General features: G+C 61.1%; 21 protein-coding genes. 14 read left to right on the top strand and 7 right to left on the bottom strand.

Annotation, left to right across the window (positions count from 1 at the left end):
• The first annotated feature begins 106 nt into the window (after positions 1–106).
• On the top strand, positions 107–448 hold the full coding sequence (locus tag DK870_RS22805) for an aspartate-semialdehyde dehydrogenase (RefSeq protein WP_161549742.1): 342 nt from the start codon (positions 107–109) through the stop codon (positions 446–448).
• Here DK870_RS22805 and DK870_RS22800 read toward each other — a convergent pair.
• The 3 genes from DK870_RS22800 to DK870_RS22790 all read right to left on the bottom strand — a co-directional run bounded on the left by DK870_RS22800 (position 445) and on the right by DK870_RS22790 (position 3,056).
• Positions 445–1,626 (bottom strand): aminotransferase class V-fold PLP-dependent enzyme, encoded by a 1,182-nt coding sequence (locus DK870_RS22800; protein WP_161549741.1) that lies wholly within the window; start codon positions 1,624–1,626, stop codon positions 445–447. The genes DK870_RS22805 and DK870_RS22800 overlap by 4 nt on opposite strands.
• Positions 1,623–2,093, bottom strand: a complete 471-nt coding sequence (locus DK870_RS22795) for a RidA family protein (protein WP_104995739.1) — start codon at positions 2,091–2,093, stop codon at positions 1,623–1,625. Before DK870_RS22795 ends, DK870_RS22800 begins: the two co-directional genes overlap by 4 nt.
• 90 nt (positions 2,094–2,183) lie before the next feature.
• Entirely contained in the window at positions 2,184–3,056 is an 873-nt protein-coding gene (locus tag DK870_RS22790) for a LysR substrate-binding domain-containing protein (RefSeq protein ID WP_090366320.1), read from the bottom strand.
• A gap of 98 nt (positions 3,057–3,154) precedes the next feature.
• Between DK870_RS22790 and DK870_RS29450 the strand changes: the two genes are divergently transcribed.
• Together DK870_RS29450 and ccoM are read left to right on the top strand one after the other, a co-directional pair.
• On the top strand, positions 3,155–3,361 hold the full coding sequence (locus DK870_RS29450; RefSeq protein ID WP_143038184.1) for a hypothetical protein: 207 nt from the start codon (positions 3,155–3,157) through the stop codon (positions 3,359–3,361).
• Between the two features lie 143 nt (positions 3,362–3,504).
• A complete protein-coding gene (gene ccoM / locus DK870_RS29865; protein ID WP_017137226.1) occupies positions 3,505–3,621 on the top strand; it encodes a cytochrome c oxidase subunit CcoM in 117 nt (38 codons plus the stop codon).
• Positions 3,622–3,797: 176 nt separating this feature from the next.
• On the opposite strand, the gene DK870_RS22785 is transcribed toward ccoM, so the two are convergent.
• On the bottom strand, positions 3,798–5,273 hold the full coding sequence (locus DK870_RS22785; RefSeq protein ID WP_060753788.1) for an inorganic phosphate transporter: 1,476 nt from the start codon (positions 5,271–5,273) through the stop codon (positions 3,798–3,800).
• Between the two features lie 329 nt (positions 5,274–5,602).
• Positions 5,603–5,803 (bottom strand): hypothetical protein, encoded by a 201-nt coding sequence (locus DK870_RS22780; RefSeq protein ID WP_003172389.1) that lies wholly within the window; start codon positions 5,801–5,803, stop codon positions 5,603–5,605.
• A 558-nt stretch (positions 5,804–6,361) separates the two neighbouring features.
• On the opposite strand from DK870_RS22780, the gene pcaR reads away from it, so the two are divergent.
• The 11 genes from pcaR to pcaC all read left to right on the top strand — a co-directional run bounded on the left by pcaR (position 6,362) and on the right by pcaC (position 17,261).
• Positions 6,362–7,204: a pca regulon transcriptional regulator PcaR gene (gene pcaR / locus DK870_RS22775; RefSeq protein WP_060753787.1), complete on the top strand. Its 843-nt coding sequence runs from the start codon at positions 6,362–6,364 to the stop codon at positions 7,202–7,204.
• A gap of 144 nt (positions 7,205–7,348) precedes the next feature.
• Positions 7,349–8,689 (top strand): MFS transporter, encoded by a 1,341-nt coding sequence (locus tag DK870_RS22770; protein WP_060753786.1) that lies wholly within the window; start codon positions 7,349–7,351, stop codon positions 8,687–8,689.
• A 172-nt stretch (positions 8,690–8,861) separates the two neighbouring features.
• Complete coding sequence (locus DK870_RS22765) at positions 8,862–9,719, top strand: CoA transferase subunit A (protein WP_060753785.1); 858 nt, start codon at positions 8,862–8,864, stop codon at positions 9,717–9,719.
• A complete protein-coding gene (locus DK870_RS22760; RefSeq protein ID WP_060753784.1) occupies positions 9,719–10,498 on the top strand; it encodes a CoA-transferase subunit beta in 780 nt (259 codons plus the stop codon). The genes DK870_RS22765 and DK870_RS22760 overlap by 1 nt, the downstream gene beginning before the upstream one ends.
• On the top strand, positions 10,495–11,700 hold the full coding sequence (pcaF, locus tag DK870_RS22755) for a 3-oxoadipyl-CoA thiolase (protein ID WP_178126901.1): 1,206 nt from the start codon (positions 10,495–10,497) through the stop codon (positions 11,698–11,700). Before DK870_RS22760 ends, pcaF begins: the two co-directional genes overlap by 4 nt.
• Before the next feature lie 18 nt (positions 11,701–11,718).
• Complete coding sequence (gene pcaH, locus DK870_RS22750; RefSeq protein ID WP_060753782.1) at positions 11,719–12,423, top strand: protocatechuate 3,4-dioxygenase subunit beta; 705 nt, start codon at positions 11,719–11,721, stop codon at positions 12,421–12,423.
• 1 nt (position 12,424) lies between these two features.
• Positions 12,425–12,991, top strand: coding sequence for a protocatechuate 3,4-dioxygenase subunit alpha (pcaG, locus tag DK870_RS22745; protein ID WP_060753781.1), 567 nt, complete (start codon positions 12,425–12,427; stop codon positions 12,989–12,991).
• Positions 12,992–13,177: 186 nt separating this feature from the next.
• Positions 13,178–14,473, top strand: a complete 1,296-nt coding sequence (locus DK870_RS22740; protein WP_060753780.1) for an MFS family transporter — start codon at positions 13,178–13,180, stop codon at positions 14,471–14,473.
• A 9-nt stretch (positions 14,474–14,482) separates the two neighbouring features.
• Positions 14,483–15,847, top strand: a complete 1,365-nt coding sequence (locus tag DK870_RS22735; protein ID WP_161549739.1) for a 3-carboxy-cis,cis-muconate cycloisomerase — start codon at positions 14,483–14,485, stop codon at positions 15,845–15,847.
• Between the two features lie 10 nt (positions 15,848–15,857).
• Positions 15,858–16,649, top strand: a complete 792-nt coding sequence (gene pcaD, locus DK870_RS22730; RefSeq protein WP_161549738.1) for a 3-oxoadipate enol-lactonase — start codon at positions 15,858–15,860, stop codon at positions 16,647–16,649.
• A gap of 219 nt (positions 16,650–16,868) precedes the next feature.
• Positions 16,869–17,261: a 4-carboxymuconolactone decarboxylase gene (gene pcaC, locus DK870_RS22725; protein WP_060753777.1), complete on the top strand. Its 393-nt coding sequence runs from the start codon at positions 16,869–16,871 to the stop codon at positions 17,259–17,261.
• On the opposite strand, the gene DK870_RS22720 is transcribed toward pcaC, so the two are convergent.
• The gene (locus DK870_RS22720) at positions 17,262–18,161 is read right to left on the bottom strand and encodes a polysaccharide deacetylase family protein (protein ID WP_161549737.1); all 900 of its coding nucleotides are present in this window, start codon (positions 18,159–18,161) and stop codon (positions 17,262–17,264) included. It abuts the gene before it with no gap.
• A gap of 83 nt (positions 18,162–18,244) precedes the next feature.
• Complete coding sequence (locus DK870_RS22715) at positions 18,245–19,495, bottom strand: OprD family porin (RefSeq protein WP_161549736.1); 1,251 nt, start codon at positions 19,493–19,495, stop codon at positions 18,245–18,247.
• Positions 19,496–19,620: the final 125 nt, after the last annotated feature.

Here is a 19,620-nt window from a genome sequence, read left to right as displayed (position 1 = left end):
CAGATGGCGGGCACTCACGAGTGTCGACTGGGTCACAGCTTGGCGACTGGCCGTTCAAGTCGCCCGGCGGTCCGCCGACAGCCTGTTGATCAGGAGAATAAAGCCTATGTTGCCACCCATGATGCCCGTCAGCGTTGTGCCGGTCACGTCGCAGCTCGACCCGGCGCGCCAGAAGCCGGATATCCCGCCGGTGGTGCCCGTACAAGCAGGCTCCAACGAGAGCACGATCGACCTGAAAAAGGGTGATGCGGAGCAATCGGGCTTTCTGCTGCGCGAAGAACAGCGCCGCCAGCAAGAGCAACAAAAACGTCGGCGCGAAGCCGACGAAGATCCTGAACAACACTTGGCGATTCCAGGTGATGTGCTCAATGCCGACAACACGGTGCCGGTCGTCCCGTTGATCGAAGATGCGCCGCGCCAGGGGTTGTGGGTGGACGTCGAGGTCTAATCGCTCAAGGCCCGCAGTGCCGCTATCAGCAACTCGATGTCGTGATCGTTGTTGAGCGGGCTGACCGAGATTCGCGCAATGCTGTTCAAGCCGCGAGCCTGCATGTCCAAGGGCGTATAGGCCACGCCGTTGGCGCCGATATTGATGCGTTTGAGTCCCAGGCATTGCTTGAGCTCGAAGGCGTCCCAGCCGGCGAGGTTGAAGGCGATCAGACCTGAGTGGGTGGTGCCTGAGTCGTGCAGGGAAAGGCCGGGGATCTCACGCAACTCTTCACGAATTCGCTTGCTGAGCTGTAAGACTCTTTCCCAGGTTCGCTCCACGCCGAGTCGGTTGGCCTCTTGCAGCGCATTGCCCAACCCTGCCAACAAGGCATAGGACGCCTCACTGGTTTCAAAGCGTCGGGCGTCGTTGCGCAAGTCGAAGCCTTTGGCGGTCCAGGGGGCTGAAAACACGTCGCGTTGAGCCGGGTTCAAACGTTGAAGGAAGTCGGGTCGTATATAGAGCAGCGCCGTGCCGCGTGGCCCGCGCAGGTGTTTGCGGCCCGCCGATTTGAGCACGTCGCAGCGCAGCGCCTGTACGTCCACCGGTAGCTGGCCGACCGCTTGGCCTGCGTCGATGAAGTATAGGATGCCATGGCGCCTGGCCACAGCGCCTATCGCCTGGGCCGGGTTGATAAGACCGCCATTGGCGGGAAGCCAGGTCAGGTCGATCAACTTCACGTTTGCATCGATCATCGATTCCAGGGCGATTGGGCAGACTGCGCCGCTTTCGTCACAGGGAATGACCTCCACCCGCGCACCCGCTTGCACGGCCAGGTCCATGCTGGCGAGGTTGCCCCCCCATTCCTGCCGGCCGACGAGAATGCGATCGCCAGGCTGCCAAGCGCCCAAGGCTTGAAACGCCATGCTCCACGCGGTCGAGCCGCTGCTGGCAAAGGCTATTGAAGAGGCCGGTGCATTAAGCAATTGCCCGGCCGCTTGGCGAGCTTTTTCCACCAGCAGCGTGCCATGCTCGCCGGCTTCCATGGGGCCGTCGCGGGCTTCGCGTTGCAACTGGTCGATGATCGCGTCGAGGGTCGCCTGGCTCGGCAAGGAGGCACCGGCATGATTGAAATGCAGGATGCCCGACCGGCAGCCCGGTGTTTCGTCCCGCAGGTGTTGGACTTCGAGCGGGCTCATGGTTGCAACTCGAAAAGCGCATCCACCTCCACGGCGACGCCGGCCGGCAAGCTTGATACGCCCACGGCGGTGCGCACGTGCCGGCCCTTGTCGCCGAGGGCGTTGACCAACAGGTTCGAGGCGCCATTGGCGACCGCGCTCTGCTGCTGGAAGTCGCCGCTGCTGGCGATAAAGACCCCGACGCGCAGGGTGCGTGCCAGGCGCGACAGATCATCGCCGAGGGCGCTGCTCAGTTGTGCAAGCAGCCCCAAGGCCGCCAACTGCGCCGCCTGGGTGCCCTCTTCGGCGCTGAGGGATTCGCCGAGGCGGCCGAGGTAGGCGGGTTTGCCCTCGAGCATTGGAATCTGCCCGGAGATCCACAGTTGGTTGCCGCTGATAACGTAGCTGAGGTAATTGGCCGCTGGTTGGCTGGCCGCCGGTAGCGTCAGGCCAAGGGCGTGCACGTGTTGGCGGATCGAGTCGCTCATGGTGAATCCTCCTGGTTCAAGAGGCTTCAGCATGTCGGGCGTGGCAGTGGGCGACAAACGCGTAGATCTCACTCGACGTATCGAAAAAGCTCATGCGTGGCGGCAGGCTTCCTGCAACCATTGGCTGAAGCACTTGACCGCTTCGTGGGTGGAGGCGTGGGGGGTGATCAGCCAGTAGCCTATTTCGCTGCGATAGGGCGGCCAGTCGAAGGCTTCGACCAGGCTACCGTCCTGGAGCCTGCGCTCGATCAAGCGGTGGCGGCCCATGGCGATGCCCTGGCCGGCCACGGCGGCTTCGACCACGATGTTGTAGTCATGCAACACGACACGCGGGTGATCGGCCAGGTCCAATTGATAGTGCGCGGACCAATCCGTCCATTCGAACGGTCGATGGGAGGTGGCCATCAACAACGGCCCTTTCTGCAGTTGGCTGGCCTTGAACGCGGGGCTGCACACGGGTGAGATCGCCTCATCCATCAGGCGCACGGCTTGCACATCTGGCCAGTCGCCCTTGCCATAGCGGATGGCCAGGTCGACCTCGGCGGCGGCGACGTTGGCCAGTTGAATCGACGGCAGCAATTCCACCTGAATGTGCGGGTAGCGGTTGAGAAAGTCGGCCAGCCGTGGGGCCAGCCACAGGGTAGCGAAAGAAGCCAGCAGGCCGATGCGTAACACGGTGTGGCGCGGGGCGACCCGTTGTACGCGGGTGGCTGCGGCGATAGCGTCCAGGGCAGGGCGTATTTCGTTGTAGTAATGCTCGCCATCGGTAGTCAGGTCGATCGCACGGGTACGACGGATAAACAGAGGTTTGCCCAGATGCTGTTCAAGTTTTTGTACCTGATGACTCAGGGCACTCTGGGTCACCGACAACTCGTTGGCCGCCTTGATAAAGCTCAAGTGCCGCGCCACCGCCTCGAACGCGCGCAGGGCCAGCAATGGCGGAAGATCCTTGTGCAGTGCCACTTGAATACGTCTCCGGGGCAGGGGGAAATGCCGATTTTGGGCGATGACCTGCCATTTGTCGCTCGTTGATTTGCCGTGGCGCGAGGGAGGCCGCATTATTGAGCGATTCCCGCCACGACGTAAGCCAAGCCATGAGTGAAGACCCCAAGCTGATCGACCTGAATGCCGAACGTGCCAAACGTATCCATGACCTGAATGACAAGCGCCTCAATGAAGTGCGTCAGGCATTCGAACAGGCAATGCCGTTGCTTGGGAAAAAGCCGAAAGTTAAGAAAAAACCGAAGAATAATCCGAAAAAGCGTTGAAACTGCCGGCATCCATTGATGCAGGTCAGTTATTGCCCTCCTTTACGCCCAGTTGCGTGGGACATTGATCCCCGTCAATTTTCCATTGCGCCTTCTCCTTTAACTTAGCCCTATCGCAACAGGGCACGAGCAGGAGGCCGGTCATGTTTTTCGATAATGTGGTGTTCGCCGGAGTGCTGACTGTAAGCCTCATGGTGTTGTTCTTTGTAGGGTTTGGGATTTTTATCTGGAAAGACGCTAACAAGCGTAAAGAACCGTAAGTCTTTCTGGATTACATGGGCACGCAAGGCATTTTGGGCGACTTCGGTCGCCCTTTTTTTTGTGTGTTGGTTTGTGTACATATTCACTTGGTAAAGAGATATGTCGCCAATCGAACGCGCATAAAAAAAGGCGCGATCCTCAGCGAGGTCGCACCTTCTTTTTCACCGCTGGGTTATCAGCTGCCCAGCGCCTTGGACGCCAGCCAGAACAACCCGGCCGACAAGGCCACGGTCGCCGGCAGGGTCAACACCCATGCCATCAGAATCGTTTTCACCGTGCCACCTTGCAGCCCACTCTTGTTGGCCACCATGGTCCCGGCTACGCCCGACGACAATACGTGGGTCGTCGAAACCGGCAGGCTGAAGATGTTGGCCAGGCCGATCATGCTCGCCGTGGTGATTTGCGCCGACATGCCCTGGGCATAGGTCATGCCCTGTTTGCCGATCTTCTCGCCGATGGTCAACACCACGCGCTTCCAACCGACCATGGTGCCCAGGCCCAAGGCCAGTGCAACGGCCAGGATCACCCAGAACGGGGCATATTCGGTGGTGGCGGTCAGGTCTTTGCGCAGTTTGTCCAGGTCGGACTTCTCACGCGCATCCAGGCCTGGCAGCTTGCCGACTTTCTTCGCGGTATCGTCCAGGCACAGCAGGTAACGGCGTACTTCGATACGGTGCTCGGCGGTCAGCGAGTGGTAGTCGGAGACGCCTTTGAGGGTTTCCATCAGGGCGTTGATGGTCGGCTCGGTCTGTTGCGGATTGCATTGGAACTTGCCCGGCAGATCGTCCTTCACGCCTTTGCCCAGTGCGAGGAACTCGCCGAGCGTGGCGTTGTTGCGCTGGTAGAACTGGCTCAGATGCACAGTAGCGTCGCGAGTGCGTTCGATCTGGTAAGTGGTGCTGCCCAGGTCGAGTACGAACTGGGCCGGCACGATACCGATCAGCACCAGCATGATCAGGCCGATACCTTTCTGACCGTCGTTGGAGCCGTGCACGAAGCTTACGGCCATGGCCGAAATCACCAGGACCAGGCGGTTCCAGAACGGCGGATGCTTCTTGTCATCGAGTTTGCGGCGCTGGTCCGGGGTCTTGTGCATCTTCGACAGCGGGCGCCACCATTTCAGGCCGATCAGCACCAGGGCTGCGACCAGGAAACCGGCCATCGGCGAGAACACCAGCGAGGCACCGATATCCACTGCCTTCTGCCAGTTCACACCGTCAGCCAGGGGGATGTCGTTGATCAGGGCATTGGCCAGACCGACGCCGAGGATCGAGCCGATCAGGGTGTGGGAGCTGGAGGCGGGGATACCGAAGTACCAGGTGCCCAGGTTCCAGGTGATTGCCGCGGCCAATAGCGAGAAGACCATTGCCAAACCATGGCCGGTATTCACATTGATCAGCAATTCCACCGGCAGCAAATGCACGATGGCGTAGGCGACGCCGACACCGCCGAGCAACACGCCGAGGAAATTGAATACCCCGGAGAAGAACACGGCCAGGTGTGGCGGCATGGCTTTGGTATAGATGACTGTGGCCACCGCGTTAGCGGTGTCATGAAAGCCATTGATGAACTCGAAGGCGAGGACAAAGGCCAGGGCGAGCAACAGGCTCACTAGAACCCAAGCATCCAGTCCGCTGAATAAATCGATCATGAAGGTTTTCTGACCCGGTCGTAAGGGGGCGCGATTATGCCAGAAAACCTCAGTAATCGATGCATTAGCTGCTCATCGGTAACAATCTTCTCTGAAAAAAACCGCGGGCAGGGCGCTCATCCTAGGGTTTTCGGGGGCTTGGCAAGTCTTTGATTTATAAAGTTCGGGGCGATCGAGACGGGTTTTTACCGGCAAACATCCTGTTTGAAACATTTGTATGAAATTTCGTTGGCAGCAGCAGGAAGCTGACCGTTTGGAACAGGGAGGTGCTCTCCGCCGTTGGTGGACCGGCGGAGACAGCAAAAACCGCAATGCTCATATCGAAGTGCTTATGGCTCTTCGGCTTTGAGCTCCTGTTCGATCTTTTGAATTTCCTGGGCGAATGCCTGGTCCAGCAGGCTGGCTCGTTTGCGCCATGGCTTGCGTTCCGGCTCAGGTTGGGCGGCGTAGGTGGTGACTTCCCCGCCGTAAACGTCCTTGTAACGTTGTTCCTGGCGCTCAAGTTCCGCGCGCAGTTCGTCTTTCGTCACAGTGTTACCTAATTGAGTTGAGTGTATGTGTTGTGCAACGCGGTGCGTGAGAGTCGTCCCGGGGCTATGCCAAGTATGAACAGTGCAACCGTTCAAGTTTGAAGCAAAGGCCAGGGAACGTTATCTCTAAACCGACTATTTGTTTTTATTACCGGCGCGGCCTACAACCCGCTGCGCCTGATGAGCTCCAATCCCGACAGCGTTACCGGGCTGACCTCTGTACACGCTGCATTATAGCGGCGCACACGAATAACACTATCATCATGAAGTTAAAAAAACTCAACGCCGTGTGAGGGGGTTGTTACAAGTTTGCGTCTCAATTTTCGATATCCCGCGTCATAAAGTCTGCCCTCATCTCAATATCGACGCAGTACGCTTCTTTCATGTTCATTGTGCAGTGTTAAGACTTGATGTACCCGGCAAATTGCGATTATCGGATGGTTGTCCGATAATCGCCCAATGTTGCCTTGGCGACCTTGTGCATCGGTCTGTGCGACTGGTAATAGCTAATCGCTGCCAACCCTCCCGGCGATTGAAAATAAGATAAAGGGCCCCGAAATGAACGATCAATTGCGCAATTCCTTCGCATCCGTCGCGCCGCCGATCGTGGCTTCACCGGCCAAGCGTATCCAGGCGTTTACGGGGGATCCGGATTTCATGACATCCCTGGCGCGAGGCTTGGCCGTGGTGCAGGCGTTCCAGGAGCGCAAGCGCCACCTGACGATCGCCCAGATCAGTCACCGTACCGAAATCCCCCGCGCCGCCGTGCGCCGTTGCCTGCATACCTTGATCAAACTCGGCTACGCCACCACGGATGGGCGTACCTATTCGCTGCTGCCCAAAGTCTTGACCCTGGGCCATGCCTATTTGTCCTCCACGCCTCTGGCGGTGTCGGCCCAGCCCTATCTGGACCGTATGAGCGAGCAGCTCCACGAAGCGTGCAACATGGCGACGCTGGAGGGCGACGACATTCTTTATATCGCCCGTTCGGCCACCACCCAGCGCCTGATTTCCGTGGACCTGTCGGTGGGGGGGCGCCTGCCGGCGTATTGCACTTCCATGGGCCGCATTCTGCTGGCGGCGCTGGATGATTCCTCGCTCAAGGACTACCTTGACCACGCCGACCTGCAAACCAAGACCAGCCGCACCCTGACCACGCCGCAAGCCTTGCTCGAATGCCTGCAACAAGTACGTCAGCAGGGCTGGTGCATCGTCGATCAGGAGCTGGAACAGGGGCTGCGTTCGATTGCCGTGCCGGTGTATGACGCCTCGGGCCAGGTGCTGGCCGCGCTGAATGTGAGCACCCACGCCGGGCGGGTCAGTCGCAACGAGTTGGAGCAGCGCTTCTTGCCGAGCATGCTCAGCGCCAGCCGCGAGCTGAGCACGCAGTTGTTTGCCTAAGTGTTCGGTGACCGCACAGATCCCGGCCTGATCAATTGACGGTGTTTCCCCAGGCTTATTAATGTGCGGCAGCGCTATCGCTGCCCCCAATAATAATCACGGCCTCAGGTCGTCGGCCCGCCCATCGGTGTGGAAATAACAATAATGAATCAGCCTTCTGTCGGCACCAACCTGGACGTACAGTCCTTTATCAATGCCCAGCCATTGTCTCGCTATCAGTGGCGCGTGGTGATCCTGTGTTTTCTGATTGTCTTCCTCGATGGCCTCGACACCGCCGCCATGGGCTTTATCGCGCCTGCGCTGTCCCAGGACTGGGGCATCGACCGCGCCAGCCTTGGCCCGGTGATGAGTGCCGCGTTGATCGGCATGGTCTTCGGCGCGCTGGGCTCCGGTCCGTTGGCCGACCGCTTCGGGCGCAAAGTGGTGCTGGTGGGCGCGGTGCTGGTGTTTGGCGCATTCAGCCTGGCCTCGGCCTACAGCACCAGCGTCGATCAGTTGCTGGTGTTGCGCTTCCTCACCGGGCTGGGCCTGGGGGCGGGCATGCCGAATGCCACCACGCTGCTGTCCGAATACACCCCGGAGCGTCACAAATCGTTGCTGGTCACCAGTATGTTCTGTGGCTTCAACCTGGGCATGGCAGGGGGCGGGTTTATTTCGGCCAAGCTGATTCCGGCCTTCGGCTGGCACAGCCTGCTGCTGATTGGCGGTATCCTGCCGTTGATCCTGGCGCTGGTGCTGTGGGTATGGCTGCCGGAATCGGCGCGCTATCTGGTGGTGCGCAATCGCGGTAGCGACAAGGTGCGCAAAACCTTGTCACCCATCGCGCCCGACCTGGTTGCCCAAGCCACCAGCTTCAGTGTGCCCGAGCAGAAAACCGTCAAGGCGCGCAACGTGTTCGCGGTGATTTTCTCCGGCACCTACAGCGCCGGCACGTTGCTGCTGTGGCTGACTTACTTCATGGGGCTGGTGATTGTTTACCTGCTGACCAGTTGGCTGCCGACCCTGATGCGTGACAGCGGCGCCAGCATGGAGCAAGCCGCGTTTATCGGCGCGTTGTTCCAGTTTGGCGGCGTACTGAGCGCGGTCGGTGTGGGCTGGGCGATGGACCGGTTCAATCCGCACAAGGTCATCGGTACGTTCTATCTGTTGGCCGGGGTGTTTGCCTACGCAGTGGGGCAGAGTCTGGGCAATATCACCCTGCTGGCGACCTTGGTGCTGATCGCCGGGATGTGCGTCAACGGTGCGCAATCGGCGATGCCGTCACTGGCCGCACGTTTCTACCCGACCCAGGGCCGCGCCACCGGCGTGTCGTGGATGCTCGGCATCGGCCGCTTCGGCGCCATCCTTGGCGCATGGATGGGCGCCACCTTGCTCGGCCTGGGCTGGAACTTCGAGCAGGTACTGACCGCCCTGGTGATTCCGGCGGCGTTGGCCACCACGGCTGTCGTGATCAAAGGCATGGTCAGCCACGCCGACGCGACTTGAGCCCCTGCCACTTTGCCTGCGATTGGCAAACGATTAGCTAGGCAACAATCGGTTCGATAATCGAACGCTGAGTCGATTATCGGATTGTTTGGGCGATTTTCCCGGCTTAATCTTCAAGCACTTCGGCGCCACCTCAGCGCCTTTTTCGATCCATATCGGGAGCTCCAACCCCATGGCTGAAATTCTCGCGCTGCGTGACGCGGTGAAGCAATTTGTGAACGACGGCGACACCGTCGCTCTGGAAGGCTTCACCCATCTGATCCCTACGGCAGCGGGTCATGAAATCATTCGTCAGGGCAAGAAAGACCTGACGCTGGTGCGTATGACGCCTGACCTGATCTACGACCAGTTGATCGGTGCCGGTTGCGCCCGCAAGCTGATTTTCTCCTGGGGCGGCAACCCGGGCGTGGGCTCCCTGCACCGGCTGCGCGACGCTGTCGAGAAGCAATGGCCACAACCGTTGGAAATTGAAGAACACAGTCACGCCGACCTGGCCAATGCCTACGTCGCCGGCGCATCCGGCCTGCCGTTCGCGGTGCTGCGCGCCTACGCAGGTTCCGACCTGCCCAAGGTCAACCCGCTGATCAAGTCCGTGACTTGCCCGTTCACCGGCGAAGTGCTGGCGGCGGTGCCGTCGGTGCGTCCGGACGTCACCGTGATCCATGCGCAAAAGGCCGACCGCAAGGGCAACGTGCTGCTGTGGGGAATTTTGGGGGTGCAGAAGGAAGCGGCACTGGCAGCCAAGCGCTGCATCGTCACCGTCGAAGAAATCGTCGATGACCTGAATGCGCCGATGAACAGCTGCGTCCTGCCGACCTGGGCCCTGACTGCGGTGTGCCATGTACCCGGTGGTGCGCACCCGTCCTACGCTCATGGCTACAACGAGCGTGATAACCGCTTCTACCAAGCGTGGGACCCAATCGCCCGTGACCGTGGGACCTTTACCGCATGGATTGATGAATACATCCGCGGTACCGCCGACTTCACTGAATTCCAGGCCAAGCTGGCCACCGCGCAGGAGGCCAAGTAATGGCTTACTCGACCAATGAAATGATGACCGTCGCCGCTGCGCGCCGCCTCAAGAACGGCTCCGTATGCTTCGTTGGCATCGGCCTGCCGTCCAAGGCCGCCAACCTGGCGCGACTGACCTCGTCGCCGGATGTGGTGCTGATCTACGAATCCGGCCCGATTGGCGCCAAGCCATCGGTATTGCCGCTGTCCATCGGTGACGGCGAGCTGGCGGAAACCGCCGACACCGTGGTCCCGACCGGTGAGATCTTCCGTTACTGGCTGCAAGGCGGGCGCATTGACGTCGGCTTTCTCGGCGCCGCCCAGGTCGACCGCTTCGGCAACATCAACACGACCGTGGTCGGTGACTACCACCAGCCTAAAGTGCGCCTGCCCGGTGCCGGCGGTGCGCCGGAGATCGCCGGTTCCGCCAAGAGCGTGTTGATCATCCTCAAGCAGTCGGCGCGTTCGTTTGTCGACAAGTTGGACTTCATCACTTCGGTCGGTCATGGCGAAGGCGGTGACTCGCGTAAACGCCTGGGCCTGCCGGGCGCGGGGCCGGTAGGCATTATTACTGACCTGTGCATCATGGAGCCGGAAGAGGGCACCCATGAGTTCGTGGTCACCGCGCTGCACCCTGGGGTGACCCGTGAGCAAGTCATCGCCGCTACCGGTTGGGCCGTCCGTTTTGCCGAGCAGGTCGACACCACGGCCGAACCGACCGATCTGGAGCTGACCGCTCTGCGTGACCTTGAAGCCCGTACTGCCGCCGCCCATGGCCAAGCCCCCGGAGAAGCCTGATGCGCGATGTGTTTATCTGTGACGCTATTCGTACGCCCATTGGCCGTTTTGGCGGTGGCCTGTCCACCGTGCGTGCCGATGACTTGGCGGCGCTGCCGATCAAGGCCTTGATCGAGCGCAACCCATCGGTGGACTGGAATGCTGTGGATGAAGTGTTCCTCGGCTGCGCCAACCAGGCCGGTGAAGACAACCGCAACGTCGCCCGTATGGCGCTGTTGCTGGCGGGCCTGCCTGCAAGCGTTCCCGGTGTGACCCTCAATCGCCTGTGCGCCTCGGGCATGGATGCAATCGGCACCGCTTTCCGCGCCATCGCCAGTGGCGAAATGGAGTTGGCAATCGCCGGTGGCGTTGAGTCGATGTCCCGTGCACCGTTCGTGATGGGGAAGGCTGACGCGGCGTTTTCGCGCAACATGAAACTGGAAGACACCACCATCGGCTGGCGCTTTATCAACCCGTTGATGAAAGCGCAGTACGGTGTGGATGCCATGCCGCAGACCGCCGATAACGTCGCCGACGACTACAAGGTGTCCCGCGCCGACCAGGATGCCTTCGCCCTGCGCAGCCAGCAACGGACTGCTGCCGCACAAGCCGCCGGGTTCTTCGCCGAGGAAATCGTGCCGGTACGCGTTGCCCATAAGAAAGGCGAGACCGTCGTCGAGCAAGATGAACATCCACGGGCTGACACCACCCTGGAAGCCCTGAGCAAACTCAAGCCGGTCAACGGCCCCGACAAGACTGTCACCGCCGGCAATGCCTCGGGTGTGAACGATGGTGCGGCAGCGCTGATCCTCGCTTGCGCCGAAGCCGTAAAGAAACACGGTTTGACCGCCCGTGCACGGGTACTGGGCATGGCCAGCGCCGGTGTCGCACCGCGTGTGATGGGGATTGGACCGGTGCCGGCAGTACGCAAACTGGTGGAGCGGCTGGGCCTGGCGGTCACCGATTTTGATGTGATCGAGCTCAATGAAGCCTTCGCCAGCCAGGGTTTGGCGGTGCTGCGCGAGTTGGGTCTGGCCGACGACGCGCCGCAGGTCAACCCGAACGGCGGCGCCATTGCCCTGGGCCACCCGCTGGGCATGAGTGGTGCGCGTTTGGTGCTGACCGCACTGCATCAGCTTGAAAAGACCGGTAGGCGCAAAGGCCTGGCGACCATGTGTGTGGGCGTCGGCCAGGGCTTGGCCCTGGCGATTGAACGCATCTAAATAAGAGAGGATTGCTCCATGAGTGACAAGCCCGGATACCGGCGCCCGCAAGCGGGTACTCAACCGGATTACCTGCACCCGGCCTACCAGTCGACGAACCTGCGTTCGCCGTCCAAGCCGTTGGTGTTCCTGCCCCATTCGTTGTCGGAAATTACCGGCCCGACCATCGGTGCCGAGCGGGTCAACCCGAAGGACAACGACCTCACCGCACAGCATGAAGGCGACCCCCAGGGCGAACGCATCATCATTCATGGCCGTGTGCTGGACGAAAACGGCTCGCCGGTGCCCGGTATTCTTGTGGAGATCTGGCAGGCCAACGCCGCCGGGCGCTACAACCACAAGAACGACCTGCACGACGCGCCGCTGGACCCGAATTTCACCGGAACCGGCCGCACCGTCACCGACGCCGACGGCTGGTATCAGTTCCAGACCATCAAGCCCGGCGCCTACCCGTGGGGCAACCACCACAACGCGTGGCGGCCGGCGCATATCCACTTCTCGCTGTTCGGCCCGAGCGTGCTGACGCGGCTGGTCACGCAGATGTATTTCCCCGGCGACCCATTGCTCGAATATGACCCGATCTACAACTGCGTACCGGACACCTCGGCCAAGCAGCGCCTGATCGCCCGTTTCGACCTGGAAAAAACCATTCCTTCCTATGCCCTCGGCTATCGCTGGGACATCGTCTTGCGCGGCCGCGACGCCACGCCGATGGAGAAATGAGATGACACTCAACGCGACTACGTCCCACACCGTCGGGCCGTATTACCACATTGGCCTGACCTGGCTGAACCGTGAAGACCTGACCGTGCCGGCCACCCTCGGCGAACGTGTGGCGATCAGTGGGCAGGTGGTGGATGGCAAGGGTAATGTCGTCAACGACGCCATGCTTGAAGTGTGGCAAGCCAATGCTGCCGGTAAATATGACCACCCGGAAGATGAGCAGGACAAGGCCGTCGACCCGAACTTCGAAGGTTTCGGCCGGGTGCCGGTGGATGCCGAAGGGCGTTTCCGCTTTACCACCATCAAGCCGGGTGCAGTGCCGGGGCTGAACGGCACGACCCAGGCGCCGCACCTGGTGGTCCTGGTGTTTGCCCGTGGGTTGGTGAAGCACTTGCTCACGCGGATTTATTTTGATGGCGAGGCGCTGAACGGGGACGACCCGTTGCTGGCCTGTGTGCCGGCTGAGCGTCGTAGCACCTTGATTGCCCGGCAGGATGCCGGTGGTGTCTATCAGTGGAATGTGATTTTGCAGGGCACAGACAAGGAAACGGTGTTCTTCGATTATTGAGTTGGCTTGAGGCCATTCGCGAGCAAGCCCGCTCCCACATTTTGATGTGTGAATACCTGCAAATGTGGGAGGAGGCTTGCTCCGGATGAAGCCGGTTCGGGCATTACTTCTCCAAAAGTCTGCTTGCGGAACATGGTTGTTGCAAAGTATGTCTAGGCTATAACCGTTCCCACTGAGTAAAAAAACATGACAACAACAACGAGTCACTACACCGGAGAAGAACGCAGCAAACGGATTTTTGCGATTGTCGGTGCTTCCTCCGGCAACCTTGTCGAATGGTTCGACTTCTATGTCTATGCCTTCTGCGCCATTTACTTTGCGCCGGCGTTTTTTCCGTCGGACAACCCCACGGTTCAACTGGTCAACACCGCCGGTGTGTTCGCCGCCGGGTTCCTGATGCGGCCCATTGGTGGCTGGCTGTTCGGTCGGGTAGCCGATAAGCACGGCCGTAAAAACTCGATGATGATCTCGGTGTTGATGATGTGCGCCGGCTCCCTGGTCATCGCCTTTTTGCCGACCTATAACGCCATTGGCGTCTGGGCGCCGATCCTGCTGCTGGTGGCGCGCTTGTTCCAGGGGCTGTCCGTGGGCGGCGAGTACGGCACCACCGCGACCTACATGAGTGAAGTGGCGCTCAAGGGCCAACGGGGTTTCTTTGCCTCTTTCCAGTATGTGACGCTGATCGGCGGGCAACTGCTGGCCGTGCTGGTGGTGGTGATCCTGCAACAGATCCTCACTGAAGAGGAACTGCGGGCCTGGGGTTGGCGGATTCCATTCGTGATCGGCGCCGTCGCGGCGGTGATTTCGCTGCTGCTGCGCCGCTCGTTGAAAGAAACCACCAGCAAGGAAATGCGCGAAGACAAAGACGCCGGCAGCATTGCCGCGTTGTTCCGCGACCACAAAGCCGCGTTTATCACGGTGCTGGGCTACACCGCCGGCGGCTCACTGATTTTCTATACCTTCACCACTTACATGCAGAAGTACCTGGTAAACACCGTCGGCATGCATGCCAAGACGTCGAGCTACATCATGACCGGTGCGCTGTTTTTGTATATGTGCATGCAGCCGGTATTCGGCATGTTGGCGGACAAGATCGGCCGACGTAACTCGATGCTCTGGTTCGCCGGCCTTGGCACCCTGTTTACCGTGCCGATCCTGCTCACTTTGAAAACCGTCAGCAGCCCGTTCCTGGCATTCGTGCTGATCACCCTGGCCTTGGCGATCGTGAGCTTCTACACCTCCATCAGCGGCCTGGTCAAAGCGGAGATGTTCCCGCCCCAGGTGCGTGCCTTGGGCGTGGGCCTGGCCTACGCGGTGGCCAACGCGATCTTTGGCGGCTCTGCGGAGTTCGTCGCGCTGAGCCTCAAATCCATCGGCCTGGAAAACAGCTTCTATTGGTACGTCACGGCGATGATGGCAATCGCTTTCCTGTTCAGCTTGCGCCTGCCGAAACAGGCGGCGTATCTGCACCACGATCTCTAGGGATGAGTTATGACACTGCGCACGAGCAATCAACTGTTCGACGCTTACTTCACTGCTGACAGCATGGCCGAGGTGTTCTGCGACCAGGGACGCCTGCAGGGCATGCTGGATTTCGAAGCGGCGCTGGCCCGGGCCGAGGCCCGGGTCGGGCTGATTCCACAGGCCGCCGTGGCGCCGATTGCCCAGGCGTGCCTGGCGTCGCTGTACGACGTCGATGCGCTCGGCGCGGCGATTGCCACGGCGGGCAATTCGGCGATTCCATTGGTCAAGGCGCTGGGCAAGTTGATTGCCGCTGAAGACGCCGGCGCCGAACGCTATGTGCACCTGGGCGCCACCAGCCAGGATGTGATGGACACCGGCCTGGTGCTGCAACTGCGGCGCGCTGTGGCGTTGATCGAAACGGACTTGGCGCAGTTGGGTGGCGTTCTGGCTGCTCAAGCGCAGCGTTATGCGAGCACCCCTCTGGCCGGGCGCACCTGGTTGCAACATGCGACGCCGGTGACGCTGGGCATGAAAATCGCCGGATGGCTGGGGGCGGTGACACGCTGCCGCCAGCGTCTTGCCGAACTGAAGCCGCGCCTGCTGGTGCTGCAGTTTGGCGGTGCTTCCGGCACGCTCGCGGCGCTGGGCGAACAGGCCATGCCGGTGGCCGAGGCGCTGGCGGACGAGTTGCAGTTGAGCTTGCCCGAGCAACCCTGGCATACCCAGCGTGATCGCTTGGTGGAGTTCGCCGCCAGCCTTGGCCTGATCGCCGGCAGCCTCGGCAAACTGGGGCGCGATGTCAGCCTGCTGATGCAGACCGAAGCGGCGGAAGTATTCGAGCCCTCGGCGCCAGGCAAGGGCGGTTCGTCGACCATGCCCCACAAGCGCAACCCTGTGGGCGCCGCCGTATTGATCAGCGCCGCCACGCGCGTGCCCGGCCTGGTCGCGACGATGTTCAGTGCCATGCCCCAGGAGCATGAGCGCAGCCTGGGCCTATGGCACGCCGAATGGGAAACCTTGCCGGAGATCTGTCGCTTGGTGTCCGGCGCCTTGAAGCAGGCGTTGCAGGTGAGCGAGGGGCTTGAGGTCGATGCGCAGCGCATGGCGCACAACCTCGACCTGACCCAAGGCCTGGTGCTGGCCGAAGCGGTCAGCATCGTGCTGGCCCAGCGCCTGGGCCGTGAGACTGCGCATCATCTGCTTGAACACTGCTGCAAACGGGCCGTCGCCGAGGGGCGCCATCTGCGCGCCGTGCTGGCGGACGAACCGCGCATCACCGCCGAGTTGTCGGCAACTGAGCTGGACCGGCTGCTTGACCCGGCCCACTACCTGGGCCAGGCGCAAACCTGGGTGACCCGCGCAGTGGCCGACCATTTTGCATTGACCGCCTGAGGAGAACGCTGTGGCTTTTGTACAACTCGCCGAGGGCGAACTGCATTACCAACTGGACGGACCGGCCGACGCGCCGGTGCTGGTGCTGTCCAACTCCCTGGGGACCGACCTGCATATGTGGGACCTGCAGATCCCGGCCTTTGCCCGGCATTTTCGCGTGTTGCGTTTCGACACCCGCGGCCACGGCCAATCCCTGGTGACGCCGGGGCCGTACAGCATCGAGCAGCTCGGCCATGATGTGATCGCGTTGCTTGATGCACTGGATATCCAGCGTGCGCATTTCTGTGGCCTGTCCATGGGCGGGTTGATTGGCCAATGGCTGGGCATTCACGCCGGTGAACGCCTGCACCGCCTGGTGGTGTGCAACACCGCCGCCAAGATCGGCACGCCCGAGGTCTGGAACCCACGCATAGAAATGGTCCTGCGCGATGGCGCGGCGGCGATGGTGGCCTTGCGCGATGCGTCCATTGCACGCTGGTTCACGGCGGATTTCGCCGCGGCCAACCCGCATCAGGCCAAGCTGATCACCGATATGCTCGCTGCGACTTCGCCCGAGGGTTATGCGGCGAACTGCGCGGCGGTGCGCGATGCCGATTTTCGTGAGCAACTGGCTTCGATCAATGTCCCGACCCTGGTGATTGCCGGCACTGAAGATGCCGTGACGCCACCGGCCGGCGGGCACTTTATTCAGAACCATGTGAAGGGCGCCGAATACGCCGAGTTCTACGCGGCGCACCTGTCCAACGTTCAAGCGGGCACGGCGTTCAGCGACCGCGTCCTGGACTTTCTACTAGCCCATTAATGTAGTGAGCGGGCTTGTCCTAATGCTAGTCAGTTAAGCGATAGAACGGACGATGAATAACTTGTGGGAGGGGGCTTGCTCCCGATGAGGGTATGCCAGTCAGCAGTTTATCGACTGACCCACCGCTATCGGGAGCAAGCCCCCTCCCACAGTGACAGCGTTAAACCTTAACTGACTGGCATTAGGGCAAGCCCGCTCACTACAAGTGAGGAATTTTTTGTGGACGAGAAACAACGTTACGCCGATGGCCTGCAGGTACGCCGCGAGGTACTGGGCGATGCCCACGTCGATCGCAGCCTCAATGCCCTGACCGAGTTCAACAGCGAGTTCCAGGAGATGATCACCCGTCATGCCTGGGGCGATATCTGGACCCGGCCCGGGTTGCCACGGCACACCCGCAGCCTGATCACCATCGCCATGTTGATCGGCATGAACCGCAGCGAAGAGCTGAAACTGCACCTGCGCGCCGCCGCCAGCAACGGCGTGACCCGTGCCGAGATCAAGGAAGTATTGATGCAGAGCGCGATCTACTGCGGCATTCCGGCGGCGAATGCGACGTTCCACCTGGCGGAGTCGGTGTGGGATGAGCTGGGGGTTGAGTCTCGGCAGTGATCAGTGGGAGTCGGCATCCCACACCCAATTCCATACCCCAGGCAGATGCACCGGCTCATTCACATCCTTGACCGTGCGTGCCAGCGCGGCGCGTTCCAGGGTGGCATGGTCGGTGTAGAAGGGTTCGGCGGCGGTTTTCATGCCGTTGATCCTGGCACTGTCCAGCAGGATCTGCAGATACTCCTGCATATGCCGTGCGGTGTAGCGGTTGATGTCGTGGAAGGTCACCACTACGGGGATCACCCCGTCCACCGTGGGCAGTTCGCCCAAGGCAATACGTTCGCGCACCACTGACAGTTGCCGGTACAGGTTGGCGCGGCGACGCGGGCTGCCATTGAATCCCCAGATCTTGCCGTCGTTTGCACTCAAGTCGGTCAGCAACACCTGCAGGTGATGGCGCTGGTAGGCCGCGAAGGTGCGTTTGTCGTAGTTCCAGAAGGGCGGGCGTACCAGCAGGGGCGGGGTTCCCGTGATGGCGGCGATATCTGCCGAACCCTGGGTGAGGGTGCTTTCCAATTCGGCATCATTGAGCCAGCGATGGTTGGTATGAAACGCGGTAGCCGTGTGGAATGCCAGGATATGCCCGGCGGCATACTCACGCTCCATGGTCTTGTGACCACGCGGGTTGCCCCCCGAGCGCGAGGCTTCGGTCTGCAGGAAGAACACCGCCTTGATGCCCGGCAACACCGGGTTTTTCGCCAGGTCCGCGATTACCGAACGGCTCGGGTTGTTATAGCCCGAGGCGCTGGGGCCGTCATCGAAGGTCAGCAGAAATCGGATCGGTGCCTGGGCCTGCAAACGCTGCGCGGTCTGCGGCGTCAGGGCAATAGGTGCGCTGATGCAGCCGTTGAGGCTCAAGGCCAGGGCTAGCAGGGCAGTCGCTAAGGCGAGGGCTTTCATGGTGGACGCGGGCTCGAATAAAGGCCGCTGCTGGGTGCTTCAGCAGCGGCAGGCGCGCACCATACAGTAAGTGTGACGCCGGTTTACAGCAGGCTGATCGGGTAACTGACGATCAACCGGTTTTCATCGAACTCGTTGTTGCTGTAGTCCCTGCGCATCGTGGAATTGCGCCAGCGCACGTTGAGGTTTTTCAGGCTTCCACTCTGCACGGTGTAGCCCACTTCGCTTTCACGCCCCCACTCCTTGCCGTCGGTGATCGTGCCGGTGTGCACGTTGCTGCCGCTGATGTAGCGGTTCATCAAGGTCAGGCCCGGGATGCCGAGGGCGGCGAAATTGTAGTCGTGGCGCACTTGCCAGGATTTCTCCTGGGCGTTGTCGTAGCTGGAATTGTAGCTGTCGTTGGCCAGGGTGCCGCCGCTGGTGCCGTTGACGCGCATCCAGGCATTGTTGCCGGTGAGTTTTTGCAGGCCGACGTAGAAAGTGTTGCCGCCGTAGCGCGCGGAAAACAGGCCGGACCAGGTCTTGTTGTCCAGGCTGCCGGCGCGGGCGCTGCCATCGTCCTTGCCATAGAAAAAGCCAAGGTTGGCGCCCAGGGTCCAGTCGCCCACGGGTTGGCTGTGGATCAGGTTGACGAATTGCTGGCGGTAGATGTCCTTGAGCTGGGCGTTCCACAGGCCGACCTGGGTGCGTTTGTCATTGAACGCGTATTCCGCGCCTTGGAAGTTGAAACGGTCGGAGGTGAACGCCGCTTTGCCGGTCATGGACATGTCGCTCATGCTGCTGTCGTCACGCGGGCTGTTGGCGCGGAACTGGCCGCCATACAGCGTCAGGCCGTCGATCTCTTTGGAAGTGATCTGCCCGCCGCGCAGGGTCTGCGGCAGCGAGCGGCCGTCGTCGGCCCGCAGGATCGGCAGTACCGGCATCCATTCGCCGACCTTCACTTCGGTCTTCGAAATGCGCGTCTTGAACGCTACGCCGAGGCGTCCGAAGTTATCGGCCGGGCGGCCATCGTGATCCAGCGGCAACAGTTGGGTGCCGCCGGTGCCGCGTCCACCGTCGAGCTTTTGTGAGTACAAGCCCAGCACGTCCAGGCCGAAACCCACGGTGCCCTGGGTAAAGCCGGACTTGGCGTCGAGGATGAAACTCTGCGTCCACTCCTGCGCGCCGCCCTGGCTTTTGGTCGGGTTGGTGTAATTGCGGTTGAAGAAGAAATTGCGCAGGTTGAGGTTGGCGCTGGCGTCTTCGAGAAAGCCGTGTTCTTCGGCGACCACGGGGAGGGCAAGGCTGGCGACAGCGATGGCCAGCAACAGCTGGCGCGGGTGGAAAATGCTCATGGCGTTGGACCTGTTGTTATTGGGGTTGTGCAGGTGGCGGCCATGGTGCTTGGCGCTATGGGAGCGTTGAAAGTGGGGGAGAGCGGGTTGTGTGCGATGATCGAACGAAAGCTGTTGAAGGCATG

It is taken from the genome of Pseudomonas sp. Q1 (assembly GCF_009935975.1).
Lineage (GTDB): Bacteria > Pseudomonadota > Gammaproteobacteria > Pseudomonadales > Pseudomonadaceae > Aquipseudomonas > Aquipseudomonas palleroniana.
This window is presented reverse-complemented; position numbering and strand designations above follow the sequence as displayed.